The 20313-nt window shown below is 59.0% G+C and carries 18 protein-coding genes and 1 pseudogene; 14 read left to right on the top strand and 5 right to left on the bottom strand.

Annotation, left to right across the window (positions count from 1 at the left end; genetic code table 11):
• Positions 1-35 precede the first annotated feature (35 nt).
• The 11 genes from EGX79_06705 to EGX79_06655 all read left to right on the top strand — a co-directional run bounded on the left by EGX79_06705 (position 36) and on the right by EGX79_06655 (position 11738).
• The gene (locus EGX79_06705; GenBank protein AYX81895.1) at positions 36-947 is read left to right on the top strand and encodes a ribonuclease HI; all 912 of its coding nucleotides are present in this window, start codon (positions 36-38) and stop codon (positions 945-947) included.
• A 112-nt stretch (positions 948-1059) separates the two neighbouring features.
• Positions 1060-2301 carry a hypothetical protein gene (locus EGX79_06700; GenBank protein AYX81894.1) on the top strand — a complete coding sequence of 414 codons (1242 nt, stop codon included), beginning with the start codon at positions 1060-1062 and terminating at the stop codon, positions 2299-2301.
• 110 nt (positions 2302-2411) lie between these two features.
• The gene (locus tag EGX79_06695; protein AYX82759.1) at positions 2412-3452 is read left to right on the top strand and encodes an HAD-IIA family hydrolase; all 1041 of its coding nucleotides are present in this window, start codon (positions 2412-2414) and stop codon (positions 3450-3452) included.
• A gap of 6 nt (positions 3453-3458) precedes the next feature.
• Positions 3459-3758: a hypothetical protein gene (locus tag EGX79_06690; GenBank protein AYX81893.1), complete on the top strand. Its 300-nt coding sequence runs from the start codon at positions 3459-3461 to the stop codon at positions 3756-3758.
• A gap of 5 nt (positions 3759-3763) precedes the next feature.
• Positions 3764-4603 (top strand): TlyA family RNA methyltransferase, encoded by an 840-nt coding sequence (locus tag EGX79_06685; GenBank protein AYX82758.1) that lies wholly within the window; start codon positions 3764-3766, stop codon positions 4601-4603.
• Positions 4596-5570, top strand: coding sequence for an NAD kinase (locus EGX79_06680; GenBank protein ID AYX81892.1), 975 nt, complete (start codon positions 4596-4598; stop codon positions 5568-5570). The genes EGX79_06685 and EGX79_06680 overlap by 8 nt, the downstream gene beginning before the upstream one ends.
• 96 nt (positions 5571-5666) lie before the next feature.
• Entirely contained in the window at positions 5667-7406 is a 1740-nt protein-coding gene (gene recN, locus EGX79_06675) for a DNA repair protein RecN (protein AYX81891.1), read from the top strand.
• A 25-nt stretch (positions 7407-7431) separates the two neighbouring features.
• Positions 7432-8616 carry a thiamine pyrophosphokinase gene (locus EGX79_06670; GenBank protein ID AYX81890.1) on the top strand — a complete coding sequence of 395 codons (1185 nt, stop codon included), beginning with the start codon at positions 7432-7434 and terminating at the stop codon, positions 8614-8616.
• Positions 8617-8704: 88 nt separating this feature from the next.
• Positions 8705-9613: a hypothetical protein gene (locus tag EGX79_06665; GenBank protein AYX81889.1), complete on the top strand. Its 909-nt coding sequence runs from the start codon at positions 8705-8707 to the stop codon at positions 9611-9613.
• Positions 9614-9619: 6 nt separating this feature from the next.
• Positions 9620-9943, top strand: a complete 324-nt coding sequence (locus EGX79_06660) for a nucleotide pyrophosphohydrolase (GenBank protein ID AYX81888.1) — start codon at positions 9620-9622, stop codon at positions 9941-9943.
• Positions 9882-11738: a DUF2075 domain-containing protein gene (locus EGX79_06655; protein ID AYX81887.1), complete on the top strand. Its 1857-nt coding sequence runs from the start codon at positions 9882-9884 to the stop codon at positions 11736-11738. The genes EGX79_06660 and EGX79_06655 overlap by 62 nt, the downstream gene beginning before the upstream one ends.
• Before the next feature lie 328 nt (positions 11739-12066).
• Here EGX79_06655 and EGX79_06650 read toward each other — a convergent pair whose 3' ends face one another.
• The 3 genes and pseudogenes from EGX79_06650 to phnE form a co-directional block, all read right to left on the bottom strand.
• Positions 12067-13137: a dehydrogenase gene (locus EGX79_06650; protein AYX81886.1), complete on the bottom strand. Its 1071-nt coding sequence runs from the start codon at positions 13135-13137 to the stop codon at positions 12067-12069.
• A 41-nt stretch (positions 13138-13178) separates the two neighbouring features.
• Complete coding sequence (locus EGX79_06645; GenBank protein ID AYX81885.1) at positions 13179-13820, bottom strand: HAD family hydrolase; 642 nt, start codon at positions 13818-13820, stop codon at positions 13179-13181.
• Between the two features lie 75 nt (positions 13821-13895).
• Positions 13896-14792, bottom strand: a pseudogene (gene phnE / locus EGX79_06640) (phosphonate ABC transporter, permease protein PhnE).
• A 945-nt stretch (positions 14793-15737) separates the two neighbouring features.
• Here phnE and EGX79_06635 point away from each other — a divergent pair.
• A complete protein-coding gene (locus tag EGX79_06635; GenBank protein AYX81884.1) occupies positions 15738-16853 on the top strand; it encodes an alpha/beta fold hydrolase in 1116 nt (371 codons plus the stop codon).
• 55 nt (positions 16854-16908) lie between these two features.
• Here the strand turns inward: EGX79_06635 and EGX79_06630 are convergent, their stop codons facing one another.
• Together EGX79_06630 and EGX79_06625 are read right to left on the bottom strand one after the other, a co-directional pair.
• Entirely contained in the window at positions 16909-17685 is a 777-nt protein-coding gene (locus EGX79_06630) for a scramblase (GenBank protein ID AYX81883.1), read from the bottom strand.
• Positions 17686-17725: 40 nt separating this feature from the next.
• The gene (locus EGX79_06625) at positions 17726-18244 is read right to left on the bottom strand and encodes a type 1 glutamine amidotransferase (GenBank protein ID AYX81882.1); all 519 of its coding nucleotides are present in this window, start codon (positions 18242-18244) and stop codon (positions 17726-17728) included.
• 93 nt (positions 18245-18337) lie between these two features.
• On the opposite strand from EGX79_06625, the gene EGX79_06620 reads away from it, so the two are divergent.
• Together EGX79_06620 and EGX79_06615 are read left to right on the top strand one after the other, a co-directional pair.
• Positions 18338-18547 carry a DUF4177 domain-containing protein gene (locus tag EGX79_06620; GenBank protein ID AYX82757.1) on the top strand — a complete coding sequence of 70 codons (210 nt, stop codon included), beginning with the start codon at positions 18338-18340 and terminating at the stop codon, positions 18545-18547.
• Between the two features lie 134 nt (positions 18548-18681).
• Positions 18682-20313: a CTP synthase gene (locus EGX79_06615; protein AYX81881.1), complete on the top strand. Its 1632-nt coding sequence runs from the start codon at positions 18682-18684 to the stop codon at positions 20311-20313.

Here is a 20313-nt window from a genome sequence, read left to right as displayed (position 1 = left end):
TGGCCGGACCCACGCAGCCGATACAATCTAGCCTCATGACTATTACTGCTGCCGTTGACGGTTCCGCCCTGCACAACCCCGGACCTGCCGGGTGGTGCTGGTATATCGACGACAGCTGCTGGGCCGCCGGCGGATGGAAAGAGGGAACCAACAACCGCGGGGAGCTCACCGCTCTTGCCGAGCTGCTCCGCGCCACCGCTCACATCCCCGATGAGCCACTGTTCGTCCTGTGCGATTCGCAGTACGTGATTAACTCCGTTACCAAGTGGATGCCGGGATGGAAGCGCAAGGGCTGGAAGAAGCGCGACGGCAAACCCGTCCTCAACGTGGACATCTTGCAGGACATCGACAAGCTGCTCATTGGTCGCAACATTCATCTCGAATGGGTCAAGGGCCACTCTGGCCACGACATGAACGAAGCTGCAGATCAGCGCGCCCGAGCCGCCGCCACCGCGTATCAGAAGGGCACCGCAGTGCCCGAGGGGCCAGGTTTCGCTGGTGCGGGGAGTCGCGGGCAGACGAATGCAGCACAGACGAATGCAGCGCCGACAAAAACCACGCCCGCCACGCCTTCTTCCGACTCCAAGGCACCCAAGACCGCAACCTTCGAGCAAGAAGGCCTCTTTGACCTCGCTGCCGACACCACCGTGACACCCGAGGACGCAGCCAAGGAAGCGCTCACTGTTTTCCGCCGGGCCGCACATCGCGCTGAGCAGGGTAATGCCCGCGCCCTCAAGGCATTGCTTAACGACGCCCTGGGCGCCAACCTCGCCGTGCCAGACGGGCTTTCGGATGCCGAGCATGAGCTCCGCGTCGAGGGAACCACCGCTACTGCGCAGTTCACTACAGACGACTGGGTTGGCCTGGCTGTCTGGGATTTGTCCCAGGCAGTGGGGAAAGCCACAGGTTCTGCGCGTTTGTTGGGCTGGAATGTAGGCAGGTCTTAGCAGTAGTATGAAAGTTTGGTCTTTTAGGTAGACCACCAGGCAATCCGGGGTTACTGGTAGCCTAAAAACACATAAATTCTTTTACTCATTACATATAAGGAGCTCCGACTTCATGGCTGAGCACGAAGGTCCTCGTTCCGGCGAAGGCCGAGGAAATCGCGGAAACCGCGGGTCTAACCGTTCCCATGGTCGTGGCGAGGGCGGCTTTAACGGGCGCAACCGCAACGATCGTCGTGGACAGGGCGGTGGCCCAGGTGGTCGTGGCCGTGGTGGTCACGGTGGTCATGGCGGTAACCGCGATTCCCGTGGTTCGCGGGGCTTCCGTCGTGATGATCGCGACGATCGTGACTTTAACCGCGGTGACCGCAATGAGCGCGGTGGTCGTGGCGGTCGTGGTTACAACCGCAACAATCGCGATGATCGTAATGAGCGTTTTAACCGCGATGACCGTGGTGGTCGCGGTGGCCGCGGTTACGACCGCAATGATCGTAACGAGCGCAACGACCGGGGCGAGCGCAATGATCGTCGCGGCCCGGGCGGACGTGGCGGCCAGGGAGGTCGCAACTTCGACCGTCGTGGTGGCAAGCCACGTCGCTCTAACCGTGGTGGCCGCTTCCAGGATGAGAAGCGTACGCACCGCACCGGCCCGCAGCGCCCAGGTTTCCGCGAGGAGCGCATTGAGGCCCGCAAGAACGAGCCGAAGCTGCCAGATGACATTCGCGCAGACGAGCTCGACCCGAGCGTCCGCCAGGATCTGAAGAGCCTGGCTAAGGACAACGCCGACAAGGTTGCTCGTCACATGATTATGGCCGCAATCCTGATGGCTGAAGACCCGCAGCGTGCCCTGGAGCACGCCCGCGCAGCGAAGGACCGCGCAGGCCGCGTCGGTGTCGTTCGTGAGACAGCTGGTGTCGCCGCTTACCACGCAGGTGAGTGGAAGGAAGCCCTGGCTGAGTTGCGTGCTGCTCGTCGCATCTCCGGTGGTCCGGGCATGCTCGCAGTGATGGCGGACTGTGAGCGCGGCCTCGGCCGTCCGGAGAAGGCCATCGAGCTGGCTCGATCCGAGGAAGCCAAGCAGCTGGATAACGAGTCCAAGACTGAGCTGGCTATCGTCGCCGCAGGTGCTCGCCGCGATATGGGCCAGATTGATGAGGCTCTGGTTGAGCTGGAGACCCAGGATCTGAACCCGGACCGTGAGGATTTCGAAGCAGCTCGTCTGTTCTACGCCTACGCCGATGCGCTGGTGGAGGCCGGCCGTAAAGACGATGCCAAGGTGTGGTTTACCCGCTGCGCCAAGATCGATGTCGACCAGATGCTCGATGCTCGCGAGCGCATCGAAGAGCTGAGCAAGTAAACAGCCCAGCTGCCCGACTCGCAAAACCATCCACCGCTGGCGCGATGCGGCTGCGCATCTACAATTCGTCGTAAAGCGTTCCTATTTTCGTAAAAGGAGAAATGCACCTCATGGCTTCTGTCGCTTCTTCCTATGATGCCGCTCTGTTGGATCTGGATGGCACGATTTACGAGGGCGGCGCGGCGATTCCGAACGCGCTGGAGGGGCTGACCGAGGCAGCGCTGCCGATGGTGTTCATTACGAACAACGCCTCCCGTGCGCCGCAGACGGTGGCGGATCAGCTCAACGGGCTGGGCTATGACGTTCACGCGGACGATGTGATGACGTCGGCGCAGGCGGCCATTGAGATGGCGGCGGAGGTCATTGAGCCGGGCTCGAACGTTTTTGTGTTGGGTGCGGAGTCGTTTAAGCAGCTGGCTCGTGAGGCGGGGTACACGCTGGTGGATTCCGCTGATGACAACCCTGCGGCGGTGTTCCAGGGGCTCAACCGTGAGATGACGTGGAAGCAGATGTCGGAGGCGGCGCTGGCGGTGTCGCGAGGTGCGCGCTTCCTGGTGTCGAATTTGGATACGACGCTGCCGTCGGAGCGCGGTTTTTTGGTCGGCAATGGTTCGGTCGCTGCGGCGATTTCGACGACCACGGGTGTTGCGCCGCTGTCGGCGGGTAAGCCGAAGCCGCCGATGTTCATTAAGGCTGCGGAGCGTATGGGCGCGAAGAGTCCGCTGGCGATTGGGGATCGTCTGGATACCGACATCGCAGGTGGAAATGCTGCGAAGATGGACACGTTTATGGTGGTCACGGGCGTTTCCACGCATATGGATGTCGTCGCAGCGCCGCCCGAGCACCGTCCGACGCTCATCGGTGCTGACATGACCGCGCTGAACCGTGAGCTGGATCAGGCACGCCCGGCTCCGCAGGCTGGTTTCACCGCGCGTTACGACGACGCGGAGGCCGGTGTCATCGTTCTTTCTGGCGGTGACACGGAGGATCCTCGGTTGGCGAACCCAGCGGAGGCCGCGGTGGCGGCGCTGCTGACGGTCGTGGATGTGGTGTGGAACTCTGAGGCTGGTCGTGCTGGCGCAGTCGAGGTTGCGGAGGTCCGCGCGGAGGGCCCGGCTGCTGAGGCGGCGCTGGCTGCCTGGCGGAAGTGATAGCCGATGAGTGAGGTCGCACCGAAGCCAGGGCAGGGGCAGGGGTCTGGTCCTGTGCCGGGGCCGAAACCCGGCCCTGCAATTGCACCCGCCCCTGCCCCCAAACCCGGACCCGGTCCCTCGTCCGCTCCTAGCCCGGCGGCAATGCCCGGAGCGCGCGAGGTAACCCCGGAGGATGTGCGCGGGCAGGTTGCGGCCGCACTGTCCGCGCCTGCGCCGACTCCGCAGGAGAGAGTCGCGCAGTTCGAGCGGGCGCATGAGATTTTGTATGAGGCCCTGGGCTCGTCACGCAGGGAAGGAAAGTGAACGCGGTGGCAAAGAAAGCTCCTAAGCGCAGGCTCGATGCGGAGCTGGTGCGAAGGAAGATCGCTCGCTCCCGTGAAGCGGCAGTGGACATGATTAAAGCCGGCCGAGTGGAGGTCGGCGGTTTTGTCGCCTCCAAGCCTGCGACTGCGGTGACAGGCGACGTGTCCATTCGCGTCAGTGGTCTGGAAGAAGATGAGAACTGGGCATCGCGCGGGGCTCACAAGCTGCTCGGCGCGCTGGAGGCTTTCGAGCCGCAGGGCCTGGACTTGAAGGGCCGGAAGGTGTTGGATGCCGGTGCCTCCACGGGCGGCTTCACCGATGTGTGCCTGCGCCGCGATGTCGAGACCGTCTACGCCGTCGATGTCGGTTACGGTCAGTTGATTTGGCGCTTGCAGGATGACCCGCGGGTGGTTGTGCTCGACCGTACTAACGTCCGCACGTTGACGCCGGAGATTCTCGGTGGCACGGCCGATGTAATGGTCGGCGATTTGTCGTTTATTTCTTTGAAGCTGGTCCTGCCTGCGATTGTCTCCTGCCTCGACGAAGGCGCTGACCTGTTACCAATGGTCAAGCCGCAGTTCGAGGTTGGCAAGGAGCGCCTTGGCTCCGGTGGTGTCGTGCGCAGCGATGCGCTGCGCCAGGAAGTTGTCCAGGAAGTCGCCGAGTACGCCCGCACGCTGGGGTTGTCCTTCCGCGCGGCTGTGGCCAGCCCGCTTCCGGGTCCGAGCGGCAACGTAGAGTTCTTCCTGTGGCTGGTGAAAGACGGCGGCGCCAGCGATATTGGTGATGAGGCTATGGCTGCGGCCATCGCTAAGGCCGTTGAGGAGGGGCCGCACAATGACTAGCTCACCGACTAGCGCGAAGACTCACTCACGGGATAGCAAGCCCAAGACCAGCGCCGGCAAGCGCGAGATCCTGCTGGTCCCGCACACCGGCCGCAGCGCCAACCTGGAAATGGCCGCCGAGGCTGCCGAGCTGCTTGAGGCCGCGGGTATCGATATCCGCGTGCTGGCCGGTAAGAACCCGGAGGCGCTGGCCGCGCACCCAACGCTCGGTAAGTACCCGCGTTACTGGCATTCCCCGCAGGCGGCGTCGGGATGCGAACTCGTCCTCGTCCTCGGCGGTGACGGCACCTTCCTGCGCGCCGCAGATATCGCGCACTCGGCTGACCTGCCGGTGCTCGGCATCAACATGGGGCACGTGGGCTTCCTCGCCGAGTGGGAGCAGGAGTCCATGACGGAGGCGATTAGTCGCGTCATCAAGCGCTCCTGGCGTATCGAGGACCGCATGACCATCCGCGTCACCGTCCGTGACACCACCGGCCGCGTGATTGGCTCCGGTTGGGCGCTGAACGAAGTCAGCATCGAAAACGTCAACCGCCGTGGCGTGCTGGATGTCATCTTGGAAGTCGATGGTCGCCCGGTGAGTTCCTATGGCTGCGATGGCGTGCTGATTTCCACGCCAACCGGCTCCACCGCCTACGCCTTTTCTGCAGGTGGGCCCGTACTCTGGCCGGAGCTCGATGCCATGCTGGTCGTGCCTAACAACGCCCACGCGCTGTTCTCCCGCCCGCTGGTAATCTCTCCGCATTCGACCATCGCTATTGAGACCAACCACGACACCGCCGAGGCGATCGCGGTGCTCGACGGCTTCCGCAACATCACCATGCCGCCGGGCAGCCGCATCGAAATCGAGCGCGGCGCGCAGCCGGTGCGCTGGGTGCGTCTGGACGATCAACCGTTCGCCGATCGTCTGGTGCACAAGTTCCGCTTGCCGACGTCCGGGTGGCGCGGCCCTGCCGAGGCCCAATAGCCCCTAAACACGGCAGACAAGAGCCGTCACGAGACTCCACAACCGGGACCGTGCCCGCGGCCCCCAACTTCAACGGAAGGACTGATTGCAGGCGCCATGCTGACTGAGATTTCCATCCGCGACCTCGGCGTTATCCCCGACGCGACGCTTGAATTCAGCCCAGGCCTGACCGTTCTCACAGGTGAAACCGGTGCGGGTAAGACCATGGTGGTCACCAGCCTCAAGTTGCTCTGTGGCGCGCGTGCCGACGCCGGCCGCGTGCGCACCGGCGCAGACAAGGCCCTGGTGGAAGGTCGCGTTTCCACTGAGCACCTCTCGGAGGAAGAATCAGCCACCATCGATGCTGTGGTTTCTGAGCTCGGCGGCGAGCGCGATGAAAATGATGAGTACCTGCTTGCCCGTCAAGTCTCTGCGAAGGGACGCTCCCGGGCGTGGGTTGGGGGCCGCAGTGCCTCGGCTGCGGCATTGGCGGATGTCTCCACCCGTCTGATTGCCATTCATGGCCAGAACGATCAGCTGCGCCTGCAAAGCGCCGATGAGCAGCGTGCGGCCATCGACCGCATGGATGCCGACACCATCGCACCTACCTTGGAAACTTACCGGCAGCAACGCGCACACTGGCGCACCCTGGTCAAAGAACTGGAAGAGAAGACCTCTAAGCGACGCGAGCTGGCCATGCGTGCCGACCAACTCAGCTTCGCCATCGAAGAAATCGACGCAGTCTCGCCCGAACCAGATGAGGACCAGGACCTGGCCTCCCAGATCCGCCGCATGCAGGATCTGGATGGTCTCCGCGACGCGGCGGCCGTGGCGCTTGCCGCCATCGATGGCGCCGCTGCCGTGAGCACGACCGGCATGGATGCCGCCACCGAGGAATCCGGCGCCGCCGAACTGCTCGGTGCCGCCGCCACTGAGCTTGCCGCCGCAGACGACGAGGAACTCACCGAGTTTTCCAACCAGCTCAATGAGCTGACCAGCCAGCTCTCCGAGATTTCTGCTGGCCTCGGCGCGTTTCTCTCTGGCCTGCCGGAGGAAACCGAGTCCCTGGACAAACTCATGCAGCGCCAGCTGGAGATCAAGAACCTCACCCGTAAGTACGCCCCGAACATCGCAGGCGTGCTGGCTTGGCGGGATAAGGCGGAGCGCAAGCTCGCCACGCTGGATGTCTCCGGCGAAGCCCTGGACAAACTCACCGTGGAGATTAAGACCGCGGAGAAGAAGCTCGGCACCACCGCACGCAAGCTCTCCAAGGCCCGCGCAAAGGCCGCGAAGCACCTGGAACAGGCCGTGACAAAGGAACTCAAGGGCCTGGCCATGCCCCACACATCGCTGGTGGTCGAGATCACCAAGGCCGACACCTTTGGCCCCGCTGGCGTGGACAACATTGAGTTCAAGCTCCGCGCCCACGAGGGTGCCGAGCCACGCCCGCTGGCTTCCTCCGCATCCGGCGGTGAGCTCTCCCGCATCATGCTGGCATTGGAAGTTGTCCTCGCCGAAGGACAGGCCGGACACACGATGGTTTTCGATGAGGTCGATGCCGGTGTTGGTGGGCGCGCGGCTGTGGAAATTGGTAAGCGCCTAAAGCAGTTGGCGGTGAATAACCAGGTGATCGTCGTCACGCACTTACCTCAGGTGGCGGCGTTTGCGGATACCCACTTGGTGGTCAGCAAGGATGCGCGCTCGGGTGCGGTGTCGTCGAAGGTGACGAGCCTGGGCGATGAGGAGCGGATTGACGAGCTCGCGCGGATGATGGCGGGCTTGGACGATTCGGAATCCGGACGCGCGCATGCGCAAGATCTTCTGGATCAAGCTCGGCGCGCCTTCGCGGCCAAGTAGCTGCACTTATGTTTCACTAAGTGCCATGAGTCTGTTCTCTCGGAACGAAAAAGATCTTCCTGGCATTTCGGGGACCGTGCGGGACGGTTCCCGCCTGGATCGTGCGCTAAAGCGCATGGGCGAAGGCGACATCGTGGTGATCGATGCGCCGGATATCTCGCGTCCTCTGGCACAGCAGTTGATTGATGCCAAGGTCGCCGCAGTGGTGAACACCGGCGCGTTTACCACGGGTTTTGTACCGAATTACGGCCCGCAGATGATGCGCGATGCCGACATTGAAATGGTGCAGAACGTCGGCGACGAGGTCTTTGAGAAGCTCAAGGACGGCAAGAACGGCAGGCTTGACGACGGCAAGCTCTACCACGGTGACCGCCTGATTGGTCAGGGCGACGAGGTCGACCAGGACGAGCTCGAGCGCGCCTTCGACGAGGGCCGCACCAGCATGGTCGACCGCCTGGAGGCGCTTTCCGGCAACTTGGTGGAGTTCGCCAAGACCGAGTCTCCGCTTTACATCGATGGCCTGGGCATTCCGGACGAGACGGAGCCGCTGCGTGGCCGCAAGGTCGTTGTTGTTAGCCCTGGTGAGGGACACCGCAAGACGCTGGAAGACTTAAAGAACTTCATCCGCGAGTACGAGCCGCTGCTCATCGGCGTCGACACCGGTGCCGACACGCTCTTCGACCTGAAGTACGAGCCGGACTACATCATCGGTGATCCGGAGAACATCAACTCTGAGGCACTGCGGTCTGCCGGATGCGTGATCCTGCCCGCTGATCCGGACGGTCACGCGGTAGGCCTGGAGCGCATCCAGGACCTCGGCATTGGTGCCATGACCTTCCCGGCGCTGTCCGATTCCGCCACTGACCTGGCGCTGGTATTCGCCGCGCATCACGACGCCGACATGGTCGTCTCCGTCGGCGCCCCGCAGAACATCGACAGCATCTACCACGCTGAGAACCAAAGTGGTGTGCCGTCGGCGTTGCTGTCGCGTTTGAAGGTCGGGGAGAAGCTTGTCGACGGTCGCATGGTCGCCGACCTCTACCAAGTCAATAGCCGTGGTTTTGGCGTGGCCTGGGCAATCCTGGCTATCTTTGTCGCCGTTGCGGTGATTTTCGCTATCGCTGGTACTTCCGGTGATGGTTCTGTCAGCGAGAATCTGATTGATACCTGGAACTCCATTGCACTGTGGTTCCAGGGGCTGTTTAAGTAGTTTTAGCGGTATTCGAGCACTATGAGCGCCTGAGTTTTCAGCTGTCAGTGCTGATTGAGGCGTCGGCGAAAGGAATGAGGGACGGGCGATGGGGAAGAAGCGCAGGAGCGGGAAGTTTACAGCCGGTGTTACAGGTGCTGCCCTCGGTGTGGCGGCAGGTGCTGCACTGGGTGCTTATGTGCTGAACCCCGCTGGTGCTGGCATTGATTTCGGCACCGGTGCCGCCTCTGAGCGCGATGCCGCTGTCGCACGTGCCGATGCGCAGCAAGCGCGTGCCGATGAAGCCAATCGCATCATCGAGCCCATCGTCGGGGAGATCGTCAAGGACTCTTTGAAGGACGTGCCTGTCCTTGTTATCGTGACTCCCGATGCCACCGATGAGCAGCTTGCAGGGGTTTCCGAGACCTTGCGCGCTGCTGGTGCCCCGGATGCCGGCGTGTTGAAGTTGACCGATAAGTTCCTCTCCTCCGCTGGTGCGGACGAGCTGAAGGACACGGTTTCTACGTCGCTGCCGGCTGATGTGCAGCTGGATCCGGAGCGTCGTGAGCCGGGCCGTCAGGCTGGTCAGGCGCTGGCTCCAGTGCTAGAGCTGGATAAGGATGGGGGAGAGCGGGCTACCGCTGCTGACCGAAAGCTGCTGCTGGAGGCTCTGAAGGGCGGCGGGTTCGTCGAGTACGACGAGGGGACTCTGCGCCCGGCTGCTGGCATTGTGATTGTTGGTAATCACGGGACTGTGTCGCGCGCTGCTATTGACAAGGGCGAGGATCCGGAGTTCGGTGCTGGGCTGGTTGCAGATCTGGCGGTGGCGCTGGCTGAGGGCTTTGGTGCTGGTGAGGATGCAGCTGGTCACGTTGTGGTGGGGACTGACAGCTTCGGCCGTGAAGGTGTTGGTGCCTTGCCTGACGAGCGCTTGGGCGCCGACCCTGCCGTGAAGCGTGTGGACGCGGTGTCTGACGCTGCGGGGCAGGTTGGGGTTGTTGGGGACTTGAAAAGGTAAAAACACATGGAAGTTAGTCGGGAAACAGTAGAGCAGCTTTTCAAGTTCTCTTCTGACAGAAAGTGGGAGGTTTTTCATACTCCTGAGAATCTTGCTAAAGCGATCTCAATTGAGTCTGCTGAGTTGCTCGAACTTTTTCAATGGGACGCAAAATACGAAAAAGCCGATCTCGAGGATGAGCTTGCAGATGTGCTGAGCTACTGCCTTTTACTGGCTCGTAGGGCTGAAATCGATCCTAATGAGGCGATTGCGAAGAAAATCGCCTTAAATGAAGTGCGCTATCCGCGTAGTAAAAGCACGGGAAGTTCGCTTAAGCACGACAGGTTGTAACGTGAGCAAGAGAAAACTGCTTCCAGCCCCAAGGGCATTTGTTGAGCGAGTCGACTACGCAAGTAGTGGCATCGACGAGCTAAAAGGCAAAGACATTCCTTACCGCCGTTTTATTATTGACTACCCTACGGTCTACATCATTTCATTGCGGGACAACAAGGGATCCTATCGAGTCTATGTGGGGGAAACGAACTCGATTGTCCAGCGAACGACCCAACATCTCGAGGGGGATACAAAGGCATCTAACTCCAAGCGAAATCTCTGGATTGATTTACGTGATGGCGCTGGGACCCAGATGTACGTGATTGGGCACTCTCTATTTAATAAGTCGTTGACTCTGGATATTGAGAATCGACTTATGCAGTACTTGCCTAGCAACGAATCGGTGAAGTCTGCCAGTGAGACCAGTGTTGCTACTGAGAATGCGCGAACAAATGCGCAAGGTGATTACTTCACCAAAGAGCATTTAGACAAATCTTTCACCCAGATTTGGTCTAAACTACATGCGCTGGATCAACAGCTATTTCCAGCTGAACGTATTATCCGCGAATCTGCACTTTTTAAAGCATCACCTTTCCATGAGCTAACTACAGAGCAGTCTGATGCAAAGTTTGAGATAATTAATGCAGTTGTAGATCAAATGCAATCAATCGGCGACTCTAGGCTGATTATGGTCTCAGGCGCTGCTGGAACCGGCAAAACAGTATTGCTTAGCAGCGTTTTTTATGACTTGAATCAAAAACTCCCAGCTATCGAAGAACATCTTGGGAAATCGACCCTTGACGCGTATATGCTAGTCAACCACGATGAGCAGGTTACTGTTTATCAGCAGGTTGCTGAAAAACTCGGTATTTCGAGTACCAAGAATCTTAAAGTCATGAAGCCGACATCCTTTATCAATCATCGGAATCCTGGGGAAAAGGTAGATGTCGTTCTAATCGACGAAGCTCATTTGCTATGGACGCAAGGAAAACAGTCGTACAGGGGTAAAAATCACCTCAAAGATATTCTCGAACGTGCACATGTAGTGGTAGCAGTATTTGATCCTGACCAGATTCTTGCCGCAAATCAGGTGTGGGAGCCGGCGGATTTGGAATGGATGGAGCAACGAGTCGATAAAAGTATTGATTTAAAGCTTCAGATGAGGATGCTTGCCTCGGAGGATACCATTCAGTGGGTACGCTCTTTTGTCGATGACGGTATTATCCATAAAATTCCGGAGGATAATAAATATAGTATTAAGATTTTCGATGATCCTAACCAGCTTTACGAGTCAATTAAGGACAAAGCGTCGAATGTAGAGGAAGGATTATCTAGGTTAATAGCCACGTATGATTGGCAGTTTTCGAGTGCTCGGCCACCTGCGGAGAATGAACTCTGGCGGGTTCGAGTCGGTGATTTTTCAATGCCATGGAACAATCAAAAGAAGAGTACTGAGAAGAAGACTGCAGGTCTACAGCTGAGCTGGGCAGAGCGCCCACAAACTATTGATGAAATTGGTTCTATTTTTACTATCCAGGGTTTTGACCTGAACTATGCTGGTGTCATTATTGGCCCCTCTGTCAAATATCGTGATGGAAAGATTATCTTTGACCCATCTGAGTCGTGGAACCCAAATGTGAAGAATAAACGAACGTTGAAAGACGGGTCGAAACAGTCCTTCGCTGAAGAACTGTTGAAGAATCAGCTTAATGTCTTACTTACTCGAGGGGTACACGGGCTACATATCTATGCTGTGGATCGCGAGCTTCGTGAAGCGTTGGTTGCTGCCGCATCTGGAATAGCGGATGATTAACCGGGTTTAGTTTCAGTATATTTAATTTTCCAAAAAATGCAGCGTTTCGCTGTTTCATGTTCTCAATTGTTTCGAAGGATGGACTTCCAGGGCTATTGAATAGGGAATTGAAACTGGGATTATAACCCGCTGTTGAATTGCTATTAGAAGCTGTGATTCGTTTTGGATGTTGGTTTTCGAGAATATTTATTGACCACCTATAATCTCTTATCCAATGAAGTCTTTCATTTCAATGCCCTAGAAAAGGTTTTTCGCAGTTCTCCTCTGAGATAGGTAACAGCCTTGGTTGAAATTCTTTCTGTTGCGTACCTTTTCTTTCCAGCGGTTGCTAGGAAAACGTCACAGTCGCTCTCAAATACATATCCTGCACCGCCTCCACCTCCGCAGGCACATCCTCTAGCGCAATTGGTGCCGACACAGCCGTGTCCCAATCAATCTGGGAGTCAGCAAGGAACTCTACTGCCTGCGCAAGATGCCGTGGCTCGTAGTTATGGACACCGGTGATGGTGCGCCAGCCACGGACGAGCCACTCCGGATCGAGGGCATAAGCCGGTGACGTGGCAACACTTCCGGCCAGCACCGCTCGACCACCTATGTCGAGGCTGCCGATGCAGGTAGTGACTCCGAATTCGCTACCGGAGAACTCGAGGGTGATATCGAAAGGCTCTGGTTCGGAATCGGCACCAGCAGCCGACGGGTCGGGCACAACCGCACCCAACTGTCGTGCCCATTCAAGCCGAGTCTGGTTACGGTCCATGGCCACAACCTCAGCGGCGCCACCACAAACAGCTGCCTCAACAGCGATGAGGCCGAGCATGCCGATGCCCATAACCAGGACTCGTTTACCTGCAAGGGGTCCAGCCTGTTCCATACAAGCGATCACTGTGGCGCCGGCGCAGGTCGCGATGGAGGCAGCGACATCGGGAAGCGAGTCGGGGACTACTACCACTGGCTGATGGTTGCGCAGCACAATATGGGAAGCATAGGTCCCTGAAAGAGGCCAGTCGCTATCGAAGGCCTCGTGACCAGTCTTTTTCAAAATCCGGCACTTGGCGGTCATGCCGCGTTCACAGCGGTCGCACTCCATGCATGGCGCGGTGACAGAGAACACAACGCGCTGGCCAACCTGCAAATCTGGGTTGCGGGTAGCGCGGACGACTCCGACTCCCTCGTGGCCGAGGACGCTGGGGCAGGGCGCACTGCGACGACCGAGAGCGGTGTGACGGTCGGAGCCGCAGATGGTGGCGGTGGTGATTTCCACTAAGGTTTCGCCTTCGTGCAAAGCAGGGATAGGAACCTCCTGCATGCGAAAGTCGCTACCGCCGTGCCAGACAAGCGCCTGGGCCTTTTCCGTCGGCGCAGTTGAAGGGGCGGTGGTTGGGGGAGTCGGAGTCGTCATCAGCGTTGTGTACTTACCAGGTTAGGTCTACAGGGCAGATTCTACTTTTCAACAATGTCCAGCAGGTTCGCGGACGAATCCAGGACGTAGTCGGCACCGAGGGACTCGAACTGTTCGCGAGTCAAGTGGCCGGTGAGCACACCCATGCTGGTGACGCCAGCGGCCTGGGCGGAACGGACATCAGCCTCGGTGTCCCCGGAGCTAATGACAGCTGCCTTGTCGGTCACACCGAGCTTCTCCATAACAGCCAGAATCAGGTCGGGCTCGGGGCGGCCGTGCTCGACTTCGTCACCGGCGACAACGGTGTCGATAATCCCGTTGTCCCACCCCATAGAGGAGACAATGATATCGACGATTTCGCGCGCAAAGCCCGTCGTCAAGCCGACTTTGATGTCCTTATCGTGCAGCGCCTTCAGCATGTCTTCGACGCCTGGCAGCGGGGTCGGCGGGTTTTCCTTGTACGTGCGAACAAGCTCGGCGCGGAAGAACTCCCAGGCGTGATTATGGACCTCTGGCGTCGGCTCGATTCCACCTTCACGGAGCAGATTGCCAATCGCCCAGAACTTCTCGGTACCCATGTAGTGCTGGAAAGTCTCATCGGAGTAGCGGGCACCTTCGCGTTCGGTGGCTTCGCGGAGGACGCGGTAGACCTCGTCACGGTCGTCGATGGTGGTGCCAGCCATGTCGAAGATAGCGAGCTGGTAAGTTATGGAGTTTTCCTTTTCGGTAGAAGGGGACGGGGACTGGGGTGGAGGGGACTAGCGGACGGCGGCACGCAGCCGCATGGACAGCGCCTCGACGACGAGGACGACAGCGACCATGAGGATGAGGATGTAGGTCACGACGTCGAACTGGTTGACTCGAGAGGCATTGAGCAGCTGGAAGCCAATGCCGCCTGCGCCGACGACACCGAGCAGCGTGGCCGAGCGGATGTTGGTGTCCAGCAGGTAGAGGCAGTGGGCAATGAAAGACGGGATTGCCTGGCGAACGGTGGCGGCGAAGAAGATCTGCGACTCGGTTGCACCAGTAGTGCGCAGGGCTTCCTGCACGTCAGTGTCGGTTTCTTCCAGCGAGTCGGCGATCAGCTTGGATAGCAGACCAACAGCACCGAGAGCCAGCGCGAGCGTACCGGCGACCGGTCCCAGACCCGAGATGACCACGAAGATGATGGCCAAAATCAGTTCCGGGATGCCGCGGATGATCACGATGAGCACGCGGAAGAAGCCGTGTACCCACTTGTTGGCAACCACGTTGGAGGCGGCCATGATGCCAATCGGGATGGCGAGGATGGCGCCGAGGAAGGTGGCGGCGAAGGCGATCTGCAGGGTATCGAGAAGCAGCTTGAAGATCTCGCCGGCAATACCACCGGAGGACGGCGGCAGGAACAAAGCCATGGTCTCTGGCAGGTTGGCCAGGCCGGTGAAGAAGTTCGAGGCGGAGATTTCTGTCTCGGCAAATGCGGCGATGGTGATGACCACGAGTGCGATGGTGGTCAGCACGCGGGAGACGCGAGCTGCGCTCCATGGCGGGTTAATCGACGGCTTGCCGTCGGTGGCATCCTGCTTGGCTGCCTTGCGCTTGTCCTTGACCTTCGTGCCCCACATGCGGTCCACCCAGGTGCCGCACAACAGGGAAGAGTCGGACTTGCGCATCATATCTCGTGGAAGGCGGCGGGGTTGCCTAATTCAACATCTCGCGACACTCTTCCTCGGAATGGCCAGAGTTCAGGCAATCGGCCCAGTCGATTTGGCCTTGAACCCACGGGGATGGCTCGTTGTTCTGAGGTTCCGGGGCAGTGTTCATGGAAAGACCGTCATAGAAATTGTTGGCGCAATACTGCGTCCAGCCGGAGGTGCCGTCGGTAAACCAGGTGGTGCCTTGTTCGTAGAGTCCCTGCGAGGATTTCGCGCAATGCGAAATCGTTTTGTTTATAGCTGTCGGCTCGCCGTTGGGTGCGCCGGCGTAACCGGTGGGGCTCGAGCTTTCCGTCGTCCGGGTCGGGGGTGTCGACGGGTTAGGGGCCTGGTGGTGGATTGTGTCGTCGATTCTGTGCTGCTTTCTGGGCTGGTGACAGTTTTTGTAACCGTAGTTGGTTCCGGTGCTTTTTCCGGTTCTCCGTTGGAGCAAGCCGAAAGGCATAGCGCTGGAATGGTCAGTGCGAGGGTGAAAACGTGTCGTTTGTGCATGTGAAATACCATACTGTACGGGCAGGTGAGAGGGTGTTCTCTAAGTTCTGCTATTGGTGACTCAGTTTCCTCGCTGACGATATCAAGCGTCCGCATCACTGGTTGTTTGAAATATTCGTGGAGCAGGCGCTTATCCTTAATGGCGATGTCAGTATCAGCGATGCTCCTGTGGTGCTGCGAGGGGGTCTCGCCTCGTTTCGCGCTGTGGTCGATATCACTTTAAAAGCTTGCAGGCCTGTAAATGAATAGCGTTATAGTTATATTTAGTTCACTTTCTATTCACCCTTTTGAGGGGCTTTCATTGATTTCCTTTCAGAGTACGATAACGATTCGTAGCCTGATTTTTGCTCTTGCCCATGTCGTAGTTCTTATTGGAAACGTTTTACTATTCACTGTTCTAGGCAAGGAGTAATCATGGGCACTCATCGAGCATTCGCAAAGCTGGCACGGTCAGCCACAGCACTGTTGGCTGCGGCTGGTGTCGCTCTGGCGGTGGCTCCCATCGCGGCTGCCGCACCGGCTTCGGCAACTGATAATGATCAGGTCCTGTCCTGGACCGAAATGGGTGACTGGGGGCCAAAGGCAAATGATTTCCCCACTGTCATGGTCAACCAGGGGATGACGGAAAACATCAGCCCAGAGGGCACGAATGTGCAGTGTGTTCCTGCTCCTGGTGAGAATCCGGTGGTCATGATCCACGGCATGAACTCGAACTCGTACCAGACCTATGCCCGCATGGCACCGGAGCTAAAGGCAATGGGGAAGTGTCTGTACGCATTTAACGTCGGCAAGCTGGGTCCTGACGAGTTTTCGGTGCTGGGCTCTATTCCAACCATGCGCAACATGACCCCGCTGGATACCGCGTTGGCTGAGCTGACTGCGAAGATTGACACCCTCAAGGCGGAAACTGGTGCTACCGCCGTCGATATTGTTGGTCACTCTGCCGGTGGCGCCTTGGCTGCCGCCTACGCCAAGCAGGAGCAGGGGCGGGGAATCGGCACCGTCGTTTCCCTGGCGGGCGTGCTGCATGGCACAACTCTGCTGGGCGCTTCCTATGGTTTGGAGCAGCTCAACCAGTTCGACAATGCCGGTGACAAAGCTGCGGGGTACATTGTCAGCCCCAGCCTGGTGGATCTGATGCAGCACGGCCAGTTCATGGCCAAGATCAATGAGGGCGGCTTGGAGCAGCCGGGCGTCAACTACGTTGCAATCTCTACTCAGGTTGATGAAGCCGTCACGCCAATGGCTGCAAGCCAGTGGAGCGCACCGACTTCCAACAACATCCTCCTACAGGATGGTTGCTCTGCGGACCTGTCGGGCCACATCGGGCTGACTTTCTCGCCTCGGGCAATTGCACTTGTGGCCAATGCGCTCGGACGTAATGTTGAGGTTCCGTGCGTGCCGGTAACCGCCGTTTTTGAAGGTGGCATCAACGACAATGCCAATGTGCGCCCAGAACACGTCAATGCCGTCTCTGACGGAATCACGGAAATCGACGGACGCATCGCTCAGGCTGCAGGGGCGCGGTAGCGATAGTCGTGAGCAGTAGCTCTTGATAAAAGGCGCGAGTCGACAGCGATAATAGCTAGTCGGATTGCGCCTTTTTCGCCATCAAATCCAGGGCAATGGCGGCACCAATGATCGCCGCGCGCAATTGTGGTGGCAAATCATCCTTGAGCTGCAGCACATAGCGTTCATTGCCGGATAGGAGATTCGCAAACCCCGACCACTTGCGTGACATCTGTGCGACTCTGACGTCATTGATCATAAAAGTGGCGTCGTAATGCCAGACGTCGCCGTCGACCTCGCAATTGGCAAAACCGGGGATGGAAATCTCCAGCCGCCGCTTAAAGAACGCAAACTTTTGCTGAATAGTGGCCAGAAGGCGCGATGACTCTGCTCCACCTTGCTGCTTGCCTTCGGTATCAGTCGCATGCGGGTCGGGGTAATAGACCTCGTAGCGATCAAGGGTGAAATCGGTCGGGTCGGTGATAACGAATACCGGAGTGCCGTCCGGTTCGGACACTGTCAGGCGACGAGAGCCCATAAACATTCGGCTCAGCGTGCTGCCCGTAGTTTCGATCTTTCCGATGCAGTGGCCCTCGGTATCCAAAATGTCGAAATCATCCGCCATGAAGTTTCGAATCTGCTGGATAACGATGCTGTTGTGCGAGAGCAGTCCCTGGTAACGCCCTTGCTGTGGCGGAAGCTGTGCGGCCGCGGGAGGCTGCTCCGGCGCGGAAGGTTGCTCAGGCGCGGCAGGCTGTTCCGGTGCGGGAGGCTGCTGCCCGGAAGCATCTTCCTGATCGTGCTGTGGAATCTGATCCCACAGCGACTTTGGGTTATCCCAATATGAACTCATGACAACAGCCGTCCTTTGGTGGTGCTAAAAGCCGAGTGGCTTAGAAGTTCTCTACGAGTGCCTTGTTGAAAGCCTCAAGGTCGGCCGGGGTGCGGGAGGAAATCAGGTTGCCGTCAACGACAACTTCCTCATCGACCCAGTTGGCGCCAGCGTTAATCAGGTCAGTCTTGACGCTGATGTAGGAGGTAATAGTGCGGCCCTTCAGCACATCCGCATCGGTGAGAATCCAACCGCCGTGGCAAATCACGCCGATTGGCTTGTTAGCTGCGGCGAACCCCTTCACTAGCGCGACGGCATCCTTATCGATGCGAATCTGGTCTGCATTCACGGTGCCGCCAGGCAGAATCAGGGCATCGTAATCATCGGCAGAAACGCTGCTGGTGAGCTTATCGACGTCCACCTTCGTGCCATTCTTGCCCTCAATGGAGCCTTCCTCCGTGGAGATAACGTGCACGGTCGCACCGGCATTCTTCACGGCCTCAGCCGGGCTCGTCAGCTCGGAGTCCTCAAATCCATCGGTGGCCAAAACTGCAATGGTCTTATTCGTTAAATCAGGCATAGCCCCGAGGGTAACGACGTGATCGCGTTTATGCATCCGCCCGAGTATTGTTTTGCGTGCAATATTGAAAAATACTTTAACGGAGGGCGGAAAATGCCTCATTATGAAGTTCTTCAGGTGGTTCTGAAGGAAAAGTTCATCGGTACCGGCTCAGCTAATCTGACAGAGCTTGAGAGGGTAATCAACGACAAGGCTTCGCAGGGGTTTCGGCTGCACACGATTACTACTGCCTCTTCGGGCAGTAAGGGGCTGATGGGCGGGGACCGCATCCAGGCGACCATGATCTTCGAGAGTATCGCGTAGTTCGCATTTGTCGCTGCGTTCCTGCTGGCGGATGGGGCGCAACTCCGAAAAAGTTACCCAAATATGAAGAAATTATCCGCCATTATGAAAAGGCGCTTGCGCTTGCACCTGCGCAAGCGATATTCTGAAGTCCCGTGGTTACGAAATACATCATCGTTACGGGAGGCGTAGCCTCCTCCCTCGGCAAAGGCTTAACCGCGGCTTCGCTCGGCCGCCTGCTCACCTCGCGTGGTCTGAAAGTGACTATGCAGAAGCTCGATCCCTACCTCAATGTGGATCCGGGCACCATGAACCCCTTCCAGCACGGCGAGGTCTTCGTCACCGAAGACGGCGCAGAAACCGACCTGGACCTCGGTCACTACGAGCGCTTCCTCGACCGCAATCTCTCCGCCGGCGGCAACGTCACCACCGGCAAGGTCTATTCCTCGGTCATCGCCAAGGAGCGCCGCGGCGAATTCCTCGGCCAGACCGTCCAGGTCATCCCGCACATCACCGACGAGATTAAATCCCGCATCGTCGCCATGGGGAACGCGGACGCGAACGGCGAAAAGCCCGACGTGGTCATCACCGAAATCGGCGGCACCGTCGGCGATATCGAATCGCAGCCCTTCCTGGAAGCCGCGCGTCAAGTGCGTCACGACGTCGGCCGCGAAAACGTCTTCTACCTGCACGTGTCGCTGGTTCCGTACCTCGGCCCTTCCAAGGAACTGAAGACCAAGCCCACCCAGCACTCGGTGGCTGAGCTTCGCTCGATTGGTCTGGTTCCCGATGCCGTCGTTTTGCGATGCGACCGCGACGTCCCGGACTCCCTCAAGAACAAGATTGCGCTGATGTGCGACATCGACCGCGAGGGAGTGGTGTCCTGCCCGGATGCGCCGAGCATCTACGACATCCCGAAGGTCCTCTATGAAGAGCACCTGGACACCTTCATCATCCGCCGCCTCAACCTGCCGTTCCGCGACATGGATTGGGCCGTGTGGGGAGACCTGCTCGAGCGCGTCCACAACCCGAAGGGCGAGGTCACGGTGGCGCTCGTCGGTAAGTACATCGATCTGCCGGATGCCTACCTATCCGTCGCGGAAGCCGTGCGTGCCGCCGGTTTCGCCCACCGCGTGAAGGCGAACATCCGCTGGGTTGCCTCCGATGACTGCGAAACCCCCGAGGGGCTGAAGCAAAACATGGCCAGCGTGGACGCGATCGTCATCCCCGGCGGCTTCGGCGGTCGTGGCATCGAAGGCAAGATCGCGACCATCCGCTACGCCAAGGAAACCGGCACGCCACTGCTGGGAATCTGCCTGGGTATGCAGTGCGTTGTCATCGAGGCGGCGCGCACCGCAGGCGTTGAAGGTGCGTCCTCGACCGAGTTCGACGAGAACGCGGCCGAGCCGGTCATCGCCACGATGGAGGAACAGCTCCAGGCCGTCTCTGGAGAGGCTGACCTGGGCGGATCCATGCGCCTGGGCTCCTACCCGGCGAAGCTTGCCGAAGACTCCGTTGTCGCCGGCCTCTACGGCACCACCGATGTCACCGAGCGCCACCGCCACCGCTACGAGGTCAACAACGCCTACCGCGCGCAGCTCGAAGAGGCAGGCCTGGTCATCTCGGGTACCTCGCCGGACGGCAAACTCGTCGAATTCGTCGAATACCCCACGGACGTGCACCCATACCTCGTGGCCACGCAGGCGCATCCGGAGCTGAAGTCACGCCCCACCAACGCCCATCCGCTTTTCGACGGCCTCATCGCCGCAGCCCTCAAGCGCGCTTAG

The organism is Corynebacterium jeikeium (assembly GCA_003955985.1).
Classification (GTDB): domain Bacteria; phylum Actinomycetota; class Actinomycetes; order Mycobacteriales; family Mycobacteriaceae; genus Corynebacterium; species Corynebacterium jeikeium_D.
This window is presented reverse-complemented; position numbering and strand designations above follow the sequence as displayed.